Genomic DNA, 17443 nt, shown 5'->3' on the forward strand with positions numbered 1-17443 from the left:
CACGAACATTTCCTGTGTTAAAATGTAAAAAAGTACGTTCAAGGGGAGCTTTTTCAATGGTGTTTCAAAAAGGGGAAAAGTTAGAAGAAGATTTGTACTCCAATAGCGGCGTCCTGTTGCTGCGGAAAGGGACGTTTCTTACAGAAAGGCTCGCTGCCATTTTAAATAAATATGAAGTCCTGCGCGATCCGGAATTGGACGGCAGGCGCATTGCCACCGAAGTGCCCGGGATCTTCCATGACTTATTATATGAGAATATTTACCATGAAATGGAAGAACTCCAGCGCATCATTCAAGTGAAAACAACCCTTTGTGATGCAGAAGTGGAGAGTATGGAAAAAAATTTTCGCAAGTTTTACAAAGAAGTGTTTACGACCCGGACGTCTATTTTGGAACTAATGGAGCATTTCTCTGCTGACGAATATTTGTTCAAACACTGTATCCATGTCGGGCTGATCGCTGCTAATATTGGGAAAATTTTGAAGTTGCATCCCGAAAAGCAAAGCCTACTGGCGCAAATGGGGCTTTTCCACGATATTGGCAAGTTCACCATTGACCCGCAAATTCTCAATAAACCGGGAAGACTAACAGATGCAGAGTTTGCCTTGATCAAGAAGCATCCGGAAGCGGGTTACCGGCTGCTTGAGAAAACATCGCTCGACCCGATGATTTTAAAAGGGACCCTAATGCACCATGAACGGCTGGACGGCTCAGGCTATCCGGATGGCAGGAAAACCATTCCTTTTCTTGTCAGAATTTTATCGGTGGCGGATACGTTTGACGCCATTTGTTCCAACCGCGCATACCGCAGGAGGCAGCCGGTGTTTTTTGCAATTGACGAGTTAATGGCGGACGCCGATGCTGGCCGGCTCGATCGGGAAATTGTCCTCCCGTTTGCCAACTTTCTGATGGAAAATTACCGGAAACAGCCGATTACACTGCGTAACGGGGTGAAAGGGAGCATTCTCCGGATTCATCCGCTTCATCCAAACCAGCCTGTTCTTAAAGTCGAAGGTTATCCGGTTTTAAACCTGATGGAACAAAACCTGACCTTGTTTCAAATTGCCAATCCCTATTAACCGGGGATTCTTATGTACGTACCCAATGTAAAAAAGACAAAGCGTATCTTTATGGAGACGAAGAGCGAAGGGTGAGACAAAACGCCACAATAACGGATTACAACATTCATACCCAAGCCGGGCATTGACTTGTCCTGCCCGGTTTTGGTATAGTATTTCTATTCAAATAGCGACGATGAAGGATCAATAGTAGCCGGAACTTTTCCTTTTAAAGCGAGCCGGGGGCGGTGGAAGCTCGGCAAGGAACCCGGTGAAACGGCAGTCCGGAGTTTTTTTCATGGAAAGTGGGTGCGAAAATTTCGCATCAACTGGGGTGGAACCGCGGGAATTCAAGCTCTCGTCCCCAGGCTGTTGCCTGGAGCCGGGAGCTTTTTATATGGAAACATTCCCGTCCCCAGGGGAAACCATTTCAATGAAAAAAGGAGAGATGACAATGAGCGTCACGATGGATCAAATCGTCTCGCACGCGAAACACCGCGGGTTTATTTTCCCGGGTTCGGAAATTTACGGAGGGCTTGCCAACACTTGGGATTACGGCCCGCTCGGCGTCGAATTCAAAAACAACGTCAAAAAAGCCTGGTGGAAAAAATTCATCCAGGAGTCGCCGTACAATGTCGGCCTCGATGCTGCGATCCTGATGAACCCGCGCACATGGGAAGCAAGCGGCCACCTCGGCAATTTTAACGACCCGATGATCGACTGCAAACATTGTAAAGCCCGGCACCGTGCCGACAAGCTGATCGAAAATGCCCTGCATGAAAAAGGGATCGACATGATTGTCGACGGCCTGCCGTTTGAAAAAATGGAAGAGCTGATCAAAACGCATGACATCGCCTGCCCGGATTGCGGCAGCAAAGACTGGACCGGCATCCGCCAGTTTAATCTGATGTTCAAAACATACCAGGGCGTAACCGAAGACAGCACGAATGAACTGTATTTGCGCCCGGAAACCGCCCAAGGCATTTTCGTCAATTTTAAAAATGTGCAACGGACAATGCGCAAAAAATTGCCATTCGGGATTGCCCAAATCGGCAAAAGTTTCCGGAACGAAATCACCCCGGGGAACTTCATTTTCCGCACGCGCGAATTTGAACAGATGGAACTTGAATTTTTCTGCAGGCCGGGCGAAGAGCTCAAATGGTTTGACTACTGGAAACAGTATGCGCGCGAATTTTTGCTGAATCTCGGCATGAGGGAAGAAAACTTGCGGCTGCGCGACCATGAAAAAGAAGAACTATCCCACTACTCGAACGCGACCACCGACTTTGAATACAACTTCCCGTTCGGCTGGGGCGAACTGTGGGGCATAGCCTCCCGTACTGATTACGACCTGAAACGCCATATGGAATATTCCGGCGAGGATTTCACTTATCTTGACCAGGAAACGAATGAACGCTTTGTTCCGTACTGCATTGAGCCGTCGCTCGGGGCGGACCGTGTAGCGCTGGCATTTCTGATTGACTCTTATGCAGAAGAGACACTTGAAGACGGCACAAGCCGCACGGTCATGCACCTGCACCCTGCCCTTGCGCCATACAAAGCCGCGGTTTTGCCGCTGTCGAAAAAATTATCGGATGAAGCACGCGACATTTTTGCGGATTTGTCGAAAACGTTTATGGTTGACTTTGACGAAACCGGGTCGATCGGCAAGCGATACCGCCGCCAGGACGAAATCGGCACGCCGTTTTGCATCACATACGACTTCGATTCGCGCGACGACCATATGGTGACCGTCCGCGACCGTGACACAATGGAGCAAACCCGTGTGCCAATCACGGAACTTAAAGCCTTTTTGGAAGAAAAAATTAAGTTTTAAAAAAAAGCCCGCAGCTTGCGGGTTTTTTTCTTTGGTGGTGCGCCAGGTCAGCCATAAGCAAATCTATCCTGATCGTAATGGATTTTGGCGTTTGGAACGCCTAATTAGACCATAATTAGACATTTTTAACGGGTTTTACGCTTGGATTTGTCCAATTAGAACGCCTAACTAGACATTTTCAACGGGTTTTCGCCTAATTTGTCTAATTGGATGCGGCGTGTTTTGTCCTTTTGACAGGTTCAAAGGGACATTTCATTCCCGGATGCGGCATGTTTTGTCCTTTTGACAGGTTCGGGACCACTGAAAAAGTCAATCTGAAAATTCAAAATAATTATATGTACAATAAATTGAAAAAAAATACCCCCAGTATTTGGTATAATAAAGTTATACTACAAACCAAAACCAAACTGGGGGTATCTATCATGCTTAAAGAAAAAGATAATCAATTAAGCATCTATTCCATATTATACGATAAAATTCCTGAAAATCATACACTTAAATTATTAAGAGATGAAGTGGATTTTAGTTTTATCAATAAAATGCTTGAAAAAACTTACTGTAAAGAATATGGAAGGCCAGCAAAAGAGCCCGAACTTATGGTTAAAATCTTGGTGTTACAAAAACTCTATGACTTATCTGATGAGAAAGTTATAGAAAATTGCTCATTAAACCTTGCATATATGTATTTTTTAGGAATCAATCCGGAAGACGACCTCCCTCACCCAAGTCTTTTGGCAAAATTTCGTAAAAGTAGATTAGAAGGCAATCTCACTATAGATGAAATTATTATTGAAATCATAAACCAATGCATTGAAAAAGGAATTTTACAAAAGGTTTCTGGTATAACGATTGATTCCACTCATACAGAAGCCAACACCAAAAAATATAGACCGGAACGAGTCATGAAACAATTAGCGAAAAAAATCTTTAAAACCGTTAAAGAAGAAAACGGAGAAATACCAAGTGAAATCAACCAAGAAATCCCTGATTATAAAGAAATAGAAAACCATGATGAAGCTAGAAAAACAATGAAGTCCTATCTTGAAGAAACGGTATCAAAGGTAGAAGAACTAGTTGAACTGGAGAAAGCACCTGAAACAAAAGCACTCGTTAATAATGCGAAAGAAATTTTAGCAGACCCGAAGTTTATGGAGCAAAAAGGGGTACGATCGATTGTCGACCAAGAAGCGAGAATAGGGTATAAAAGCAAAAATGATCCTTTCTTTGGTTATAAAACGGAATTTATGATGACAACAGAAGATCGAATGATTACAGCTGTTCATACTGGTAATGGAGCTTATGTGGATGGAACGAAGTTTGATGAATTATTAGAGTTAACCAAGAAAACGAGAATAAAAATACCAGAAGTATATGGTGATAAAGCCTATTTTAAAAAGCCAATCTTAGACAAAATCTCTGAACTTAAAGCAAAGGCATACATCCCTGTAAGTGAAGCTGCATATCGCATAGACGAAGAAAGATTCAGTTATAACAAAGATTCTGACGAGTGGTTCTGTAGTCAAGGAAACAAAACAATCAAAAAGAAACACTATATAAGAAAATGTGGAAAAGAAACGTATAATTACTATTTTGACAGAGAACAATGTAGAAATTGCCCAATGCGAGAAGTTTGCATAACCGGAAAAACAGTCGGAAAAGTATTAGGGGTCGGAATCAACACCCCAGAATTTTATGAGTATAGTCAACAACAGAAATCGGAGGGATTTAAAGAGAAGTATAAAAAAAGAGCATGCCAAGAAGGGAAAAATGGCGAAATGAAGAATTTCCACGGGTTAGATCGTGCCAAATGGTACGGTCTAAAAAGCATGGGCTTACAAGCCAAGCTAACAGCCTTGGCAGTAAATTTAAAGAGGATAGCCGCCATACTATCCTCTAAAAAGGCGAATTATAGCCAAACATTTGTCATTTTTACTAATTTCTATGGTAAAGAGTACCATTTACAGAAAATTTCTTACACTACACAGCAAATTTTACATAAAAAAATGGCTTTTTTCAGTGGTCACGACAGGTTCAAAAGGACATTTCGGGCCCGGATGCAGCTCGTTTTGTCTTTTTGACGGCTTCAAAAGGACATTTCGGGCCCGGATGCAACTCCTTTTGTCCTTTTGACAGGTTCAAAAGGACATTTCATTCCCGGATGCGGCACGTTTTGTCCTTTTGACAGGTTCAAAAGGACATTTCGTTACCTGATGCAGCTCGTTTTGTCTTTTTGACGGCTTCAAAAGGACATTTTGGGCCCGGATGCAATTCCTTTTGTCCTTTTGACAGGTTCAAAAGGACATTTCATTCCCGGATGCGGCACGTTTTGTCCTTTTGACAGGTTCAAAAGGACATTTCGGGCCCGAATGGAGCTCCTAATTAGACAATTCCACCGGGTTCGCGCCTCTTTTGGTCTTATGTTTCCAATTGATCCGCCTGCCCCAAGAGGCCATCTTTTCATCCCCAGGTTTTACCTTCCTAACTCTGTTTATCTCTTTACTCCGGATTTGCCGAAAAACCTTGCTTTTTGCATGCTTTAGGCACATTCGGATATTCTACAAAAGAAGCATGATCGAAAATTAGGTACTGTGAATAAAGACAGTTTGCCCGGGGATATGGCGGGTAAAGATGGACATACCGAAACGCAATTGCGAAATAGTCTTTACAAACCATGGTAACGGGAGTAAGATAGGATGTCGTATGAAAAATTTGTGTTTCATAACTGAACCGCTTAATCCGGAAACGGAACGGGGGAACCAGGTTGGCGGCCGCGCGCCGCTTTGGGGTGAAGCCTTTTTTTAAAAAGGCAGGGCCACTCTTATGCCCGAACCCGACAGCTAACCCCGTCAGCGTTATAAGAGAGGATGTGAAACTGTGATCGGGCAATAGACCACAGGGGAGATAAATTCTCTTTGTGGTTTTTCTTATTTTTGGGGAAGCATTTTTGAAACACTGCAGATAAAAGGAGACAATTCAAATGTTCACCACGATAAAACGATTGTTAATTGGGAGACCGCTGCGTTCAAATGAACTCGAAGGCCAGAAGCTGACCAAGTTAAAAGCACTGGCCATTCTGTCATCCGACGCACTTTCATCTGTTGCATACGGGCCTGAACAGGTGCTGATTGTACTTGCCACAGTGGGGACGCTGGCATTTTGGTATTCTATTCCAATTACAGTCGGCATTTTAATTTTATTGGCTGCACTTATTTTATCTTATCGCCAGGTCATTTACTCTTATCCGCAAGGCGGCGGGGCATACCTTGTCTCGAAAGAAAATCTCGGCGTCACCCCCGGCCTTCTTGCAGGCGGATCCTTGCTGGTGGACTACATTTTAACGGTGGCCGTTTCCGTCTCAGCCGGAACAGATGCCATTACTTCCGCGTTTCAGAGCTTGCATCCGTACAGTGTGCAGATTGCGGTTTTTCTCGTTCTGATCATTACGATTTTGAATTTGCGCGGGCTGACGGAATCAGCCAATGTGCTCGCATACCCGGTTTACCTGTTCGTATTTGCATTGATTGTCATCATTGTTGTCGGTTTATTTAAAACCGTAACGGGGCAAGTTCCGCAAAACCTGCATCCGCATATCGGTACGCCGGTCGCCGGCATTTCACTGTTTCTTTTGCTAAAAGCTTTCTCATCCGGCTGTTCGGCATTGACAGGGGTCGAAGCCATTTCCAACGCGATCCCGAACTTTCGCGACCCGGCACCGAGAAACGCAGCCCGCACGCTTGCCATGATGGGTATCATTCTGGCATCGCTTTTAGCGGGCATCAGTTTTCTCGCATACTGGCTCGGCATTGCGCCGAAAGAAACAGAAACCGTTGTATCGCAAATGGCACACCGGACACTTGGCAACGGTGTTTTGTACTATTTCGTCCAGGCAACTACGGCTTTAATTCTCGTGCTTGCTGCGAACACCGGATTCTCTGCGTTCCCGCAGCTCGCTTTTAACTTGGCGAGGGACAAATTTATGCCGCGCATGTTCACGATCCGCGGTGACCGGCTTGGTTACTCAAACGGAATTATTTTTCTCGGCGTTGCTTCCATGATTTTAATTGTCGCATTCCAGGGCAATACCGAGCGCCTCATTCCGTTGTACGCAGTCGGCGTGTTCATTCCGTTTACCCTTGCGCAATGCGGCATGATTGTGAAATGGGTCACTCAAAGACCGAGAGGCTGGGCCGGCAAAATGTCGGTCAACTTTGTCGGTGCCATTATTACATTTAGCGTCCTTGCGATTTTATTCATTACGAAATTCACGCAAGTATGGCCGGTTTTGATTTTCCTGCCGATCGTCATGTTTATTTTCCGGAAAGTGAACCGGCATTACGAGGCGGTCGGCGAGCAGTTGCGGATTAAAGGGGTGTTTCAGGAAGAAATCCACTCCAATGTGATCATTGTCCCGGTGGCCGGCATTACAACGGTCGTGGAACGGACGATTAATTATGCAAAATCGCTCTCGGATCAGGTCATAGCCGTTTATGTCGCTTTTGACCATGAAGACGAGAAGAGAATGGAAGAAAAATGGAAAGAGTGGGACTGTGGTGTCCGCCTTGTCACCCTGCACTCGTCTTACCGGAGCATTGTCCAGCCGCTTGCCAAATTTTTGGAAATTATCCAGCGGAAAGCAAAAGAAAACAAGTACCAGGTCATGGTACTCATTCCACAGTTCATTCCGAAAAAACGCTGGCAAAACATTTTGCACAACCAGTCCGCGCTCCTCATCCGGATGCGCCTTCTCTGGGAAAAAGACGTTGTCGTTGCAACAATGCCCTACCATTTTAAAAAATAACAAATCTGGATGCACCATTTTCGTTGCAATACGGCTGTATCAAAAAAGGCTGCCCACCACGCGTTCGGCAGCCTTTTTTCATGAGCAGAACAAATTACCGTAGACGCTTCGTTCAGCATCAAACGCGGCAAAAGCCAAAATAAAAAAGCCGCGCAACGCTGCGCAGCCAAAATCTTATCGGTTCCAAATCAAAAGAAGCAAAACAATCGCCAAAAGGATGCGGTATACCGCAAATGGGATCAGCTTTACCTTGTTGATCAATGCGAGGAAAAACTTGATCGCGATTAAGGCGAAAATAAACGCGCTGATGAATCCGGTAATAAAGAACGGAATCGTCTCAGGTGTTACGGCGCCCCAGTGCTTTACAAGCGAAAGAAAGCTCGCACCAAACATGATCGGCACGGCCATAATAAATGTAAAGTCCGCTGCCGCACGGTGGCTCATGCCAAGCAGAACGCCGCCTGAAATCGTAGAACCGGAACGTGAAAAACCCGGCCAAAGTGCAAGACATTGAAAAAGCCCAATCACAAACGCCTGTCTATATGTAATCTCGTCAACCGTCTCTGTCTTCGGCCGGCGCGGGCGCGTGAGATCCGCCACAATCATCAAAACGGCCCCAGCCACAAGGGCAACAAGTACCGTATTTACCGAAAACAGATGGGCGTCAATATAGTCTTCAAACAAAAAGCCGAGCACAGCCGCCGGAACGAGCCCGGTAATCACATGCGTCAATCTCAGTCGTTCACCATACATCTGCTCTCTCGTAATATTTTTCTTCAGGCCGAGCAAATTTAAAAACCTGTCCCAGAATACGACCACCATCGCCATAATGGACCCAAGCTGGATCACCACTTTAAATACATTTGCCGCTTCAGTGCCATAAAGATGATTCGATTTCAAAATCAAGTCATCCACAATAATCATATGGCCCGTCGAAGAAACCGGGGCAAACTCTGTCAGCCCCTCCACAAGGCCGAGAATGGCGGCCACAAACAAATTCCACAAATGCAAAAACGTCACCTCCAGACTACATTATTCTACCATGGACGCCGGCCAAAACGAATAAATTTTTTTACGAACCCCGCCATGCTTAATCAGAAAATAAATTGAATTCAAGTGATTATAAGTTGAAAATGTTTACAATACACTATAAGATAAAGATAAAGAAGCCCGGGGAGGGGAAAAAATGCCTGGAAATCTCAGCTTTGGCGAAATTCTCATTATCCTTGTTGTTGCACTTTTAATTTTCGGCCCGTCGAAACTCCCGCAGCTTGGAAGGGCAGCCGGCCAAACATTGCGCGAATTCAAAAAAGGCGTGCGCGACGCCATTGACGAAGAAGAAAAGCCGCAAGTGAAAAAAAGTAAATCATAACCATAGGCCGCTGTAAAACGCAGCGGCCCATTTTTTGCATGCACCCCGCCATTTTCCGAACGCTTTTCACGGTAAAACACCGAAAGACGACCGTCCTGACACCTTCACGGGCCGAAAATGCAGCCGTAACGCCCTGTCCCCGGGGACGGATTCAATTTTCCTGATCGTAATTGATTTTGACGCGAAAAACTTAAGTTCTTTTTATATAGCAGCAGGAACGGAGGGCTCCCCATGGGCTGATTCATCTGTATGGTTTATTTCCTTTTATGGCAGGAAAAAATTTTACACATCCCTCGCCGGCTAAATTACTTGAACCGGCTATAAATGTGTTAAGATAAGGGTAAACAGAAAAATGGTTCCTTTGAATCCGGAGGGGGTAATAACAATACGATGGAAGACCGGCTGTTTTCATTATTTCAAAAACGGGGGGTCAGAAGGGTTCTTATCTTTGTGCTGATCACACTTATCCTGTATTTTCTGCGCAGCATGATGGACCTGATGCTGCTCACCTTTATTTTTTCCTATCTTGTCAACAGACTGCAAAAAATTGTGACAAGATGGTTTCCGATCAAACGCAGACTGGCTGTTTTAATCGTGTATATTTTGATTCTCGGCGGCCTCACACTCGGCGTGATCAAATATTTTCCGATCTTGGTCAATGAAATTACCCAGCTTGTTATGCAGATTTCCGATTTTTACACAAAACCTCAGCACAATGAAGTACTGAATTATATTGTGAAAAACATCCAGGAAAAGAAAATTGTCGACTACGCACAAAAAGGCGTTTCTATCCTGTTCGATTATTTTACAAGCATCAGCAAAGTCAGCATCCAGGTCTTCATGGCCATTATCCTGAGTTTGTTTTTCCTGCTTGAAAAAGAGCGGATCATCCGTTTTACAAAACAGTTTAAAAAGAGCAAACTTGCAGCGTTTTACGATGAAATCGAGTATTTCGGTGTCAAATTTGTAGGGACATTCGGGAAAGTGATCGAGGCCCAGTTCATCATCGCAGTTGTGAATTCCGTTCTTACTACGATCGGCCTCTGGATTCTCGGCTTTCCGCAGTTATTCGGGCTCGCCATTCTCGTTTTTGCTCTCGGCCTTATCCCGGTCGCCGGCGTTTTCATCTCGCTCATCCCGCTATGTATCATCGCTTACAGCATCGGCGGCGGAATGAAAGTGCTGTATGTCCTCATTTTGATTGTCATCGTGCATGCCGTGGAAGCCTATGTGCTGAATCCGCAGCTGATGTCCTCAAAAACGAATATGCCTGTTTTTTACACTTTTCTCATTTTAATTTTTTGTGAGCATTTTTTCGGCGTGTGGGGGCTCATTCTTGGCATTCCAATTGTGATGTTCTTCCTTGATGTCCTTGAAGTTACCGGCCGAAGTACGGAGCCAAAGAAAAAAACATAATGTGCACCAGCCGTTCCGAAGTGGGTAAGCATTTTGGAACGGCTTTTTTCACAGATGGCCCCCTTGCTAAACGCTTTCTGGCATTAAATTCTCACCAGACTTTAGTCCTAGAGACCACTTGGGTTTTTAATATTTAAAAAAAATAACTTTTCCCGGAAAATCCATCTTAAAAAACAGAAAAATACCTTCAATAAAAATATTGATGTTATCTGAATAGATTGATATACTCTAAAATAGGGAGTAATGGAAGGTTTCTAAATACTGGAAGCGCACACCAAAAAGATGAGCAGCCGGGAGGTGATGATGTGATTTCATTCCGTCATGTCAACAAATACTATGGTGATTTTCACGTTTTAAAAGATATTAACCTTGAAGTAAAAGAAGGGGAAGTCGTCGTTGTGATCGGGCCTTCCGGATCAGGGAAGAGTACAATGCTCCGCTGCATCAACCGTCTGGAAGACATCACGGACGGCGAGCTCTTCGTCCGCAATATGAAAGTCAATGACAAAAAAACCGATATCAACGATCTTCGCAAAAACATCGGCATGGTCTTCCAGCACTTCAATTTGTATCCGCATAGAACTGTCTTGCAAAATATCACGCTGGCGCCGATCAAAGTGCTGGGCCAAAGTAAGGAAGAAGCGGAAAAAAAGGCGATGCACTACTTGGAAAGGGTGGGCATTCCCGATAAAGCAAACGCCTACCCGTCACAGTTATCAGGCGGCCAGCAGCAACGTGTCGCAATTGCCAGGGGGCTGGCAATGGAGCCGGACATTATGCTGTTTGACGAACCGACATCTGCTTTGGATCCCGAGATGATCGGAGAAGTGCTCGACGTTATGAAAGCCCTCGCAAAAGACGGTATGACGATGGTAGTCGTCACACACGAAATGGGCTTTGCCCGCGAAGTGGCGGACCGCGTCCTTTTCATGGACCAGGGGAGAATCATTGAGGACAATACGCCGGAAGCCTTTTTCAAAAACCCGCGTGAAGAACGCGCCCGCACCTTTTTAAACCGTGTGCTGAACCATTAACCACAGGCCATGGTACATACACTTGCAAAACATGTGTATCCGGGCAGGATGCCAAAAATGGAAGCAAACGATCGCGGCTACCGGGTACACGCATGTCGGCCGTCGATCGCCGGTATGCTGGTTACGAATGGTGGCCAAACATCCTGCATCACGCCCGGGCAGGATGCTAAAAATCGGGTGCAAACCATATGCGGTTATCAGGTCCATACATGGCGGCATCAATCGCCGGAAAGCCGGTTACGAATGGTGGCCAAACATCCTGCATCACGCTCGGGCAGGATGCCAAAAACGGGTGCAAACCATATGCGGTTATCAGGTCCATACATGACAGCCGTCAATCGCCGGAAAGCCGGTTTCTCGTGGCGGCCAAACACCCTGCATCACGCCCGGGCAGGATGTCAAAATCGGGTGCAAACCATACGCGGTTATCAGGTCCATACATGGCGGCATCAATCGCCGGAAAGCCGGTTACGAATGGTGGCCAAATAACCTGTACCACGCGGGGCAGGATGCCAAAAATCGAAAGCAAACGATCCGCGGCTATCGGGTACACGTAAGGTGGCCGTCAATCGCCCGGAAAGCCGGTTCCAGTCGCAGTCATAAACCATTTGCATCTGCATATACATTCATATCCGGGGATGGTGCGCAATCATGGCCATAAGCCAAGGAATGGTAGGTGCCGGCCCGCGGGAATACCGTGCTACTCAAAGCAGTACCAGCATAAAACATTTATCATTGGGGACTTCCGCAAAGCGCTTGCTTTCGCGGTGACCATAAATAAAAAAGGGGGATTCAAATGGGAAAGGTCAAAAAATGGTTAGCAGCAGGATTGGTTTTCATTTTGGCAGCAGCACTGGTTGCAGGCTGCGGCAAATCAAAATCGACAGGCGGATCCGGTTCTGCAAGCGATGATCCGATCAAAAAAATCGAAGACAGAGGGAAATTGGTCGTTGGAGTCAAATATGATACATATCTATTTGGCTACAAAGACCCTAAAACCGGAAATGTGGAAGGCTTTGATGTAGACATTGCCAAAGCGATTTCCAAGAAAATTTTCGGTGACAAAGTTAAAGTCGAACTGAAAGAAGTCACATCGAAAACCCGGATTCCAATGCTGCAAAACGGCGATGTTGACATGGTTGTCGCTACCATGACGATTTCGCCGGATCGTAAAAAAGTGGTCGACTTCTCGGATGTTTATTTTGACGCCGGCCAGTCGCTCCTTGTGAAAAAAGGAAGCAAGATTAAGAGCGTCAAAGACTTGACGAAAGGCACAAAAGTCTTGACGGTAAAAGGTGCGACATCTGGTGACAACGTCAGAAAAGCCGCTCCGGATACAACCGTGTTAGAGTATGAAAACTATCAAGAAGCATTCACGGCTTTAAAATCCGGCAAAGGCGATGCACTGACAACCGACAACTCGATTCTGTACGGCATGGCCGCCCAAGACTCGAACTACCAGGTTGTAGGTGGCACTTTCACGAAAGAACCGTACGGCATTGCCATGAAAAAAGGCAATACGAAACTCGTAAAAGCCGTCAACAAAGCTTTGAAAGAACTGAAAGACAGCGGGGAATACGACAAAATCAAAAACAAATGGATCAAAGAATAAGGATAAGGGGTGGGCAAAATCGCCCATCCCTTTCTCCTGATTAAACCGCAAAGGAGTGAAACAGCGTGCTTGATTTTTCCATCCTCACCGACAATATCGACTTATACATGAAAGGTTTTGTCAATACGATTAAAATCAGCATCATCGGCCTTGTCGCCAGTTTCATTCTCGGCAACCTCATTGCCGTGTTCAGGCTGGCCCCTGTGAAACTGCTGAATTTTATCGGCGCAGTCTACGTTGAAGTCATCCGCAATATTCCGTTAATCCTGACCGGTTTCTTTTTCTATAACGGGCTCAGCTATTTTCATATTAATTTAAGCGGCTTTATCGCGGGCACCATTGCGCTCTCCATTTACACCGCCGCTTTTATTGCGGAAGCCGTTCGTGCCGGCATTCAATCGGTGGACAAAGGTCAGCTTGAAGCCGCACGGTCAACCGGTCTGACGTATACCCAGGCGATGCGTTACGTCGTCCTCCCGCAGGCGATCAAAATCGTCATTCCGCCGATCGGCAACCAATTCCTGAACCTGGTCAAAAACTCTTCGATTCTCGGTGTTTTTGCGGGACTCGACCTCATGTACTACGCCGATCTCATTCATGAAAAAACATGGGTCACTTTTGATACGTATATTTTTGTCGGCATGTTTTATCTCATTCTGACGATCCCGCTCAGCCTGCTTGTCAACTATCTTGAACGCCGGCTGGCCAGAAGCAGTTGAATCATATTTAAAGGAGGGAAATGCGATGGATTTTGCCGGAGCTTATTCAAGTGGAAACCTGGCGTATTTGCTGAAGGGTTTTGCGGTGACATTGGAAGTGGCTTTTGTTGCAATCGTGTTGAGTTTTCTCATCGGCTGTATTCTCGGCATCTTGCGTTACGCCAAAATTCCAATTTTATCGCCAATCGTGGCACTTGTTGTCGAAATCACCCGGAACTTGCCACTGATTTTGATTATTTTCTTTACATATTTTGCCTTGCCTGAAGTCGGCATGAAAATGAGCGTCACGGCAGCAGCCATTTCGGCGCTGACGGTGTTCGAATCCGCGATGATTGCTGAAATTGTGCGCGGCGGCCTGAACGCCATCCCGAAAGGCCAGATCGAAGCTGCCCGTTCATCCGGCTTGAAATATATCCAAACCTTGTGGTACATCATCCTGCCGCAAGCTTTGAAAAAAATGATCCCGCCGCTTGTGAGCCAGTTCATCTCGCTTTTAAAAGATACGTCGCTTGCGATCATCATTGCACTGCCGGAACTGTTACACAATGCAAAAGGGATTTACAACGGGGAAGGCGGATCAAAATACATCATCCCGATTCTGCTCATGGCAGCTTTCATGTATTTTGTTGTCAACTACTTGCTTTCGATTCTCGCGCGCCGGCTCGAAAAGCGCCTCGACCCGGACCGTTCCGCTGCCAAACAGCTTGTGAACACAACAGAAAATTTGCTCTAGGGGAACCTGTCCTGAGGTTCCTTTTTTTTTGCGCAGCTTTTCTCATGATAGAGATGTTTGCGATTGCTGATTTTCATTCGCAAAGTTGCAAAATAAATCAAATCCCCATTGCTTTTTTGTGCTAACTGTTATACATTATATATAACAAATAACTCAAATAAAAGAGATGATGTTCATGCTCATGAAAATCGACCTTGAATCGGATGTCCCTATTTACCAACAGCTGCATAACAGCATCATTGAAGGCATTGCGTCAAAAGAGCTGGCACCGGGCGATTCACTTCCATCGGTAAGGGCGATGGCATCCGACCTCGGTGTCAACATGCACACGGTCAATAAAGCCTACCAAATCTTGAAGCAGGAAGGCTTTATCCAGATCCACCGGCAAAAAGGGGTTGTCATCCAGCCTGAACAGATGCCCCCGGCCGATGAACCGTATCTTGAAAGCCTTACGGGAAAACTGCGCCCGCTCATCAGTGAAGCGATCTGTCGCGGCCTGGACGAAAAGCAATTTTTAAAAATATGTGAAAAGCTATACAACGATATTCAAAAGGTGGGAGAACAATGGAAACCATAATGGTATTGATCTTTTTCGGTCTGGTTGCCGTCATGATGGCAGTAACACCGTACATTACAAGAAAAACGGAAAGTTTTGGGGTCACCATCCCAGAGGCAGCCTACCTGGATCCTGAACTGAAAAAACTGAGGAAACAATACGCCGCAGTCATTATTGTCTTCAGCATCCTTCTGGCAGCCGCCCTGTTCATAGCTGTAAGCACAAGCCAGTTGCTTCAAACTGGTTTCGCTCTCGCAGTCCTTGTTGACATTGCCGGTAATTTTCTCATCTATCTTTATTTTCACCGAAAAATGAAGGCAATCAAGAAGACGCGGAACTGGGCAGCCGGGAAAAAGCAGGCGATCATCGTCGACCCGAAATTCCGGAGCCAGAAACTCATTTTTTCCAACGCATGGTTTCTGATCCATGCAAGCGTGACAGCAGCCACTTTCCTGATGACATGGTTGTGCTACGGACGGATTCCGGACCGGATCGCCATGCATTATGATTTTAACGGTACACCGACAGACTGGGTGGAAAAATCGTACCGGACCGTGTTTGAACTGCCAACTGTCCAGCTGTTCTTGCTTATCCTGTTCATTTGGCTGAATACGATGATTGCAAAAAGCAAACAGCAGCTCAATGCCGAAAGACCGGAAGCCTCCCTCGAGCAAAATGTCCGTTTCCGGCGCAGATGGTCAGCATTTATGATCATTACAGGCTTGCTTATGATTTTACTATTTTTTGCCATTCAGCTTTCCTTTATTGTGCCGGTCCCGATTGCCTGGTTGTCGTACGGAGGCATGGGCGCGGTCCTGTTGATTGTGGCCGGGGCGGTTTTGCTCTCGGTTATCACCGGGCAGGGCGGCAGCCGCATCCGCGTAGGCAATGGTGCCGTTCAGGGCCGCTTCCAGTATGATGACGATGCGTATTGGAAACTCGGCGTTTTTTACTTCAATCGCAACGATCCTTCCTTATGGGTGGAAAAAAGGTTCGGGAGCGGCTGGACCCTTAACTTTGCGCACCCGGCAGGCTGGATTATCCTCGGGCTCATTATTCTGATTCCGCTTTTGCTTGGTGTTTTCTTTTCTTAAAAAACAAGGGGGCTGCTCCAAAGAATGGAAGCAACCCCTTTTATTATTCACTTTCAAGATCAACCCATTTGTCTGCCCAATTTTGCACTTCATCAAGGACCGGCTTGATCGCCTCGCCTTTTTCTGTCAACCGGTATTCGATCCGGACAGGGCTTTCCGGGTACACTTCCCGTACAAGGATGCCCTGGTCTTCCAGCTCCTTCAGCCGCTCCGAAAGCACCTTTTGGCTGATATGCGGGATAAGCTCCGCCATTTCGTTAAACCGCATCGGCCCATTAGAAAGGACACGGATAATCACGCCAACCCAGCGTTTTCCCAATAGCTGAAACGCCTTTTCGAAACGCGGACATAAACTTTGGTTTCCCATTTTTGTAACGCACCTTTCTCATCAACCCTGCATTCCGGGGCTATATCAACAAAAGCCTTTTTAACCATTATACATGAATTGTAAACTTACTAAAAGTAACTAGCTAACAATCTCTGTCCAGTGGAACTGCTGCGTTCGGCCGAAAAAGCTGGCAAACCCGTGACGGAAATGGCCCTAAAAAATCCCCAAATAAAGACGAAAAAATGAAAATGGAAGGAAATCACGGTGAAACGGTGCCACCCCCAAACAAAAAAAGTAAAATGAGAAATGTTCCAATGGGTCCCCGGTCGGGTAAAGTTCTTCCAATCCATTGAATTTTCATATAAAATAGAGGGAGTAAAGAAAGGGAGGTTTTTAAGGTGAAAAAATTACTTTTCTATACGGTAGTAGGCTTTGCCGGCTACCAATACTTCAAATCAAAAGAAAACCGTGAAAAAGCGGCAGATGCCTTGAACAAGTTTTATGGAAACGTGGAAAAATGGCTCTCAAATTTTCAGCAATCAAATCGCAGCGGAAACAGACAATCCGACACACAAGCCTAAAGGCAGACAGTGATTGGGCGTAGTCACCATTGCGATCCAGTCAGTCGAACGCTTGAAATGATCTCCCACCTGCTCTTTGGCCATGAGGATGGAAGACTTCTTTCATAAATCCGTTAAAATGGACTTGATCATTCACGCCCTCTTCTAATCCCCGTTCACCCACAACTGTAAAATTTTCCCTGGACCATCACAACAGGGAAGTCGTGAACCTTCCAAATCTCAAATAAAATTTACAGGTGTAAAAACCATACGGAGACGGGTGAAGTATCATGGCCGAAAGCGGGTAAAATAAATACTGAATCTTG

Annotated in this window: 15 protein-coding genes, 1 pseudogene and 1 riboswitch; of the genes and pseudogenes, 14 read left to right on the forward strand and 2 right to left on the reverse strand. The window is 45.8% G+C overall.

Annotated elements, in window-relative coordinates:
- Positions 1–56 precede the first annotated feature (56 nt).
- From NST70_RS01970 to NST70_RS01985, 4 genes and pseudogenes are all read left to right on the forward strand, one after another.
- A complete protein-coding gene (locus NST70_RS01970; RefSeq protein ID WP_035189171.1) occupies positions 57–1079 on the forward strand; it encodes an HD domain-containing phosphohydrolase in 1023 nt (340 codons plus the stop codon).
- A 433-nt stretch (positions 1080–1512) separates the two neighbouring features.
- Positions 1513–2895, forward strand: coding sequence for a glycine--tRNA ligase (locus tag NST70_RS01975; RefSeq protein WP_340703157.1), 1383 nt, complete (start codon positions 1513–1515; stop codon positions 2893–2895).
- A gap of 422 nt (positions 2896–3317) precedes the next feature.
- Positions 3318–4793 (forward strand): annotated as a pseudogene (locus tag NST70_RS01980) (IS1182 family transposase); the annotation flags it as partial.
- Between the two features lie 820 nt (positions 4794–5613).
- Positions 5614–5763, forward strand: a riboswitch (cyclic di-AMP (ydaO/yuaA leader).
- Positions 5764–5872: 109 nt separating this feature from the next.
- Entirely contained in the window at positions 5873–7693 is a 1821-nt protein-coding gene (locus NST70_RS01985) for an APC family permease (RefSeq protein WP_014096266.1), read from the forward strand.
- A 174-nt stretch (positions 7694–7867) separates the two neighbouring features.
- Here the strand turns inward: NST70_RS01985 and NST70_RS01990 are convergent, their stop codons facing one another.
- The gene (locus NST70_RS01990; RefSeq protein WP_014096265.1) at positions 7868–8704 is read right to left on the reverse strand and encodes an undecaprenyl-diphosphate phosphatase; all 837 of its coding nucleotides are present in this window, start codon (positions 8702–8704) and stop codon (positions 7868–7870) included.
- A gap of 175 nt (positions 8705–8879) precedes the next feature.
- Between NST70_RS01990 and NST70_RS01995 the strand changes: the two genes are divergently transcribed.
- The 9 genes from NST70_RS01995 (at position 8880) to NST70_RS02035 (ending at position 16229) form a co-directional block, all read left to right on the forward strand.
- The gene (locus tag NST70_RS01995; protein ID WP_013858271.1) at positions 8880–9065 is read left to right on the forward strand and encodes a twin-arginine translocase TatA/TatE family subunit; all 186 of its coding nucleotides are present in this window, start codon (positions 8880–8882) and stop codon (positions 9063–9065) included.
- 390 nt (positions 9066–9455) lie between these two features.
- On the forward strand, positions 9456–10481 hold the full coding sequence (locus tag NST70_RS02000) for an AI-2E family transporter (RefSeq protein ID WP_014096264.1): 1026 nt from the start codon (positions 9456–9458) through the stop codon (positions 10479–10481).
- Positions 10482–10786: 305 nt separating this feature from the next.
- Positions 10787–11515 carry an amino acid ABC transporter ATP-binding protein gene (locus NST70_RS02005; protein WP_014096262.1) on the forward strand — a complete coding sequence of 243 codons (729 nt, stop codon included), beginning with the start codon at positions 10787–10789 and terminating at the stop codon, positions 11513–11515.
- Positions 11516–11724: 209 nt separating this feature from the next.
- Positions 11725–12072, forward strand: coding sequence for a hypothetical protein (locus NST70_RS02010; protein WP_342475593.1), 348 nt, complete (start codon positions 11725–11727; stop codon positions 12070–12072).
- 239 nt (positions 12073–12311) lie between these two features.
- The gene (locus NST70_RS02015) at positions 12312–13127 is read left to right on the forward strand and encodes a transporter substrate-binding domain-containing protein (protein ID WP_014096261.1); all 816 of its coding nucleotides are present in this window, start codon (positions 12312–12314) and stop codon (positions 13125–13127) included.
- Between the two features lie 65 nt (positions 13128–13192).
- A complete protein-coding gene (locus tag NST70_RS02020) occupies positions 13193–13846 on the forward strand; it encodes an amino acid ABC transporter permease (RefSeq protein ID WP_035189180.1) in 654 nt (217 codons plus the stop codon).
- Positions 13847–13871: 25 nt separating this feature from the next.
- On the forward strand, positions 13872–14579 hold the full coding sequence (locus tag NST70_RS02025) for an amino acid ABC transporter permease (protein ID WP_014096259.1): 708 nt from the start codon (positions 13872–13874) through the stop codon (positions 14577–14579).
- A gap of 175 nt (positions 14580–14754) precedes the next feature.
- Positions 14755–15156, forward strand: a complete 402-nt coding sequence (locus NST70_RS02030) for a GntR family transcriptional regulator (RefSeq protein ID WP_026685189.1) — start codon at positions 14755–14757, stop codon at positions 15154–15156.
- Entirely contained in the window at positions 15144–16229 is a 1086-nt protein-coding gene (locus NST70_RS02035; protein ID WP_342475596.1) for a DUF5808 domain-containing protein, read from the forward strand. The genes NST70_RS02030 and NST70_RS02035 overlap by 13 nt, the downstream gene beginning before the upstream one ends.
- A gap of 43 nt (positions 16230–16272) precedes the next feature.
- Here the strand turns inward: NST70_RS02035 and NST70_RS02040 are convergent, their stop codons facing one another.
- Entirely contained in the window at positions 16273–16596 is a 324-nt protein-coding gene (locus tag NST70_RS02040) for a helix-turn-helix domain-containing protein (RefSeq protein WP_014096256.1), read from the reverse strand.
- A 359-nt stretch (positions 16597–16955) separates the two neighbouring features.
- Here NST70_RS02040 and NST70_RS02045 point away from each other — a divergent pair, with 359 nt between their 5' ends.
- Positions 16956–17138 carry a hypothetical protein gene (locus tag NST70_RS02045; RefSeq protein ID WP_342475597.1) on the forward strand — a complete coding sequence of 61 codons (183 nt, stop codon included), beginning with the start codon at positions 16956–16958 and terminating at the stop codon, positions 17136–17138.
- The last annotated feature ends 305 nt before the right edge of the window (positions 17139–17443 follow it).

The organism is Weizmannia sp. FSL K6-0777, assembly GCF_038593185.1.
Classification (GTDB): domain Bacteria; phylum Bacillota; class Bacilli; order Bacillales; family Bacillaceae_C; genus Weizmannia; species Weizmannia faecalis.

What these genes read in the sequence shown, in the direction of transcription:
- NST70_RS01970 (WP_035189171.1), top strand. Translation starts at nt 57, where the DNA reads ATGGTGTTTCAAAAAGGGGAAAAGTTAGAAGAAGATTTGTACTCCAAT.
- NST70_RS01975 (WP_340703157.1), top strand. Translation starts at nt 1,513, where the DNA reads ATGAGCGTCACGATGGATCAAATCGTCTCGCACGCGAAACACCGCGGG.
- NST70_RS01985 (WP_014096266.1), top strand. Translation starts at nt 5,873, where the DNA reads ATGTTCACCACGATAAAACGATTGTTAATTGGGAGACCGCTGCGTTCA.
- NST70_RS01995 (WP_013858271.1), top strand. Translation starts at nt 8,880, where the DNA reads ATGCCTGGAAATCTCAGCTTTGGCGAAATTCTCATTATCCTTGTTGTT.
- NST70_RS02000 (WP_014096264.1), top strand. Translation starts at nt 9,456, where the DNA reads ATGGAAGACCGGCTGTTTTCATTATTTCAAAAACGGGGGGTCAGAAGG.
- NST70_RS02010 (WP_342475593.1), top strand. Translation starts at nt 11,725, where the DNA reads ATGGCGGCATCAATCGCCGGAAAGCCGGTTACGAATGGTGGCCAAACA.
- NST70_RS02015 (WP_014096261.1), top strand. Translation starts at nt 12,312, where the DNA reads ATGGGAAAGGTCAAAAAATGGTTAGCAGCAGGATTGGTTTTCATTTTG.
- NST70_RS02025 (WP_014096259.1), top strand. Translation starts at nt 13,872, where the DNA reads ATGGATTTTGCCGGAGCTTATTCAAGTGGAAACCTGGCGTATTTGCTG.
- NST70_RS02030 (WP_026685189.1), top strand. Translation starts at nt 14,755, where the DNA reads ATGCTCATGAAAATCGACCTTGAATCGGATGTCCCTATTTACCAACAG.
- NST70_RS02035 (WP_342475596.1), top strand. Translation starts at nt 15,144, where the DNA reads ATGGAAACCATAATGGTATTGATCTTTTTCGGTCTGGTTGCCGTCATG.
- NST70_RS02040 (WP_014096256.1), bottom strand. Translation starts at nt 16,596, where the DNA reads ATGGGAAACCAAAGTTTATGTCCGCGTTTCGAAAAGGCGTTTCAGCTA.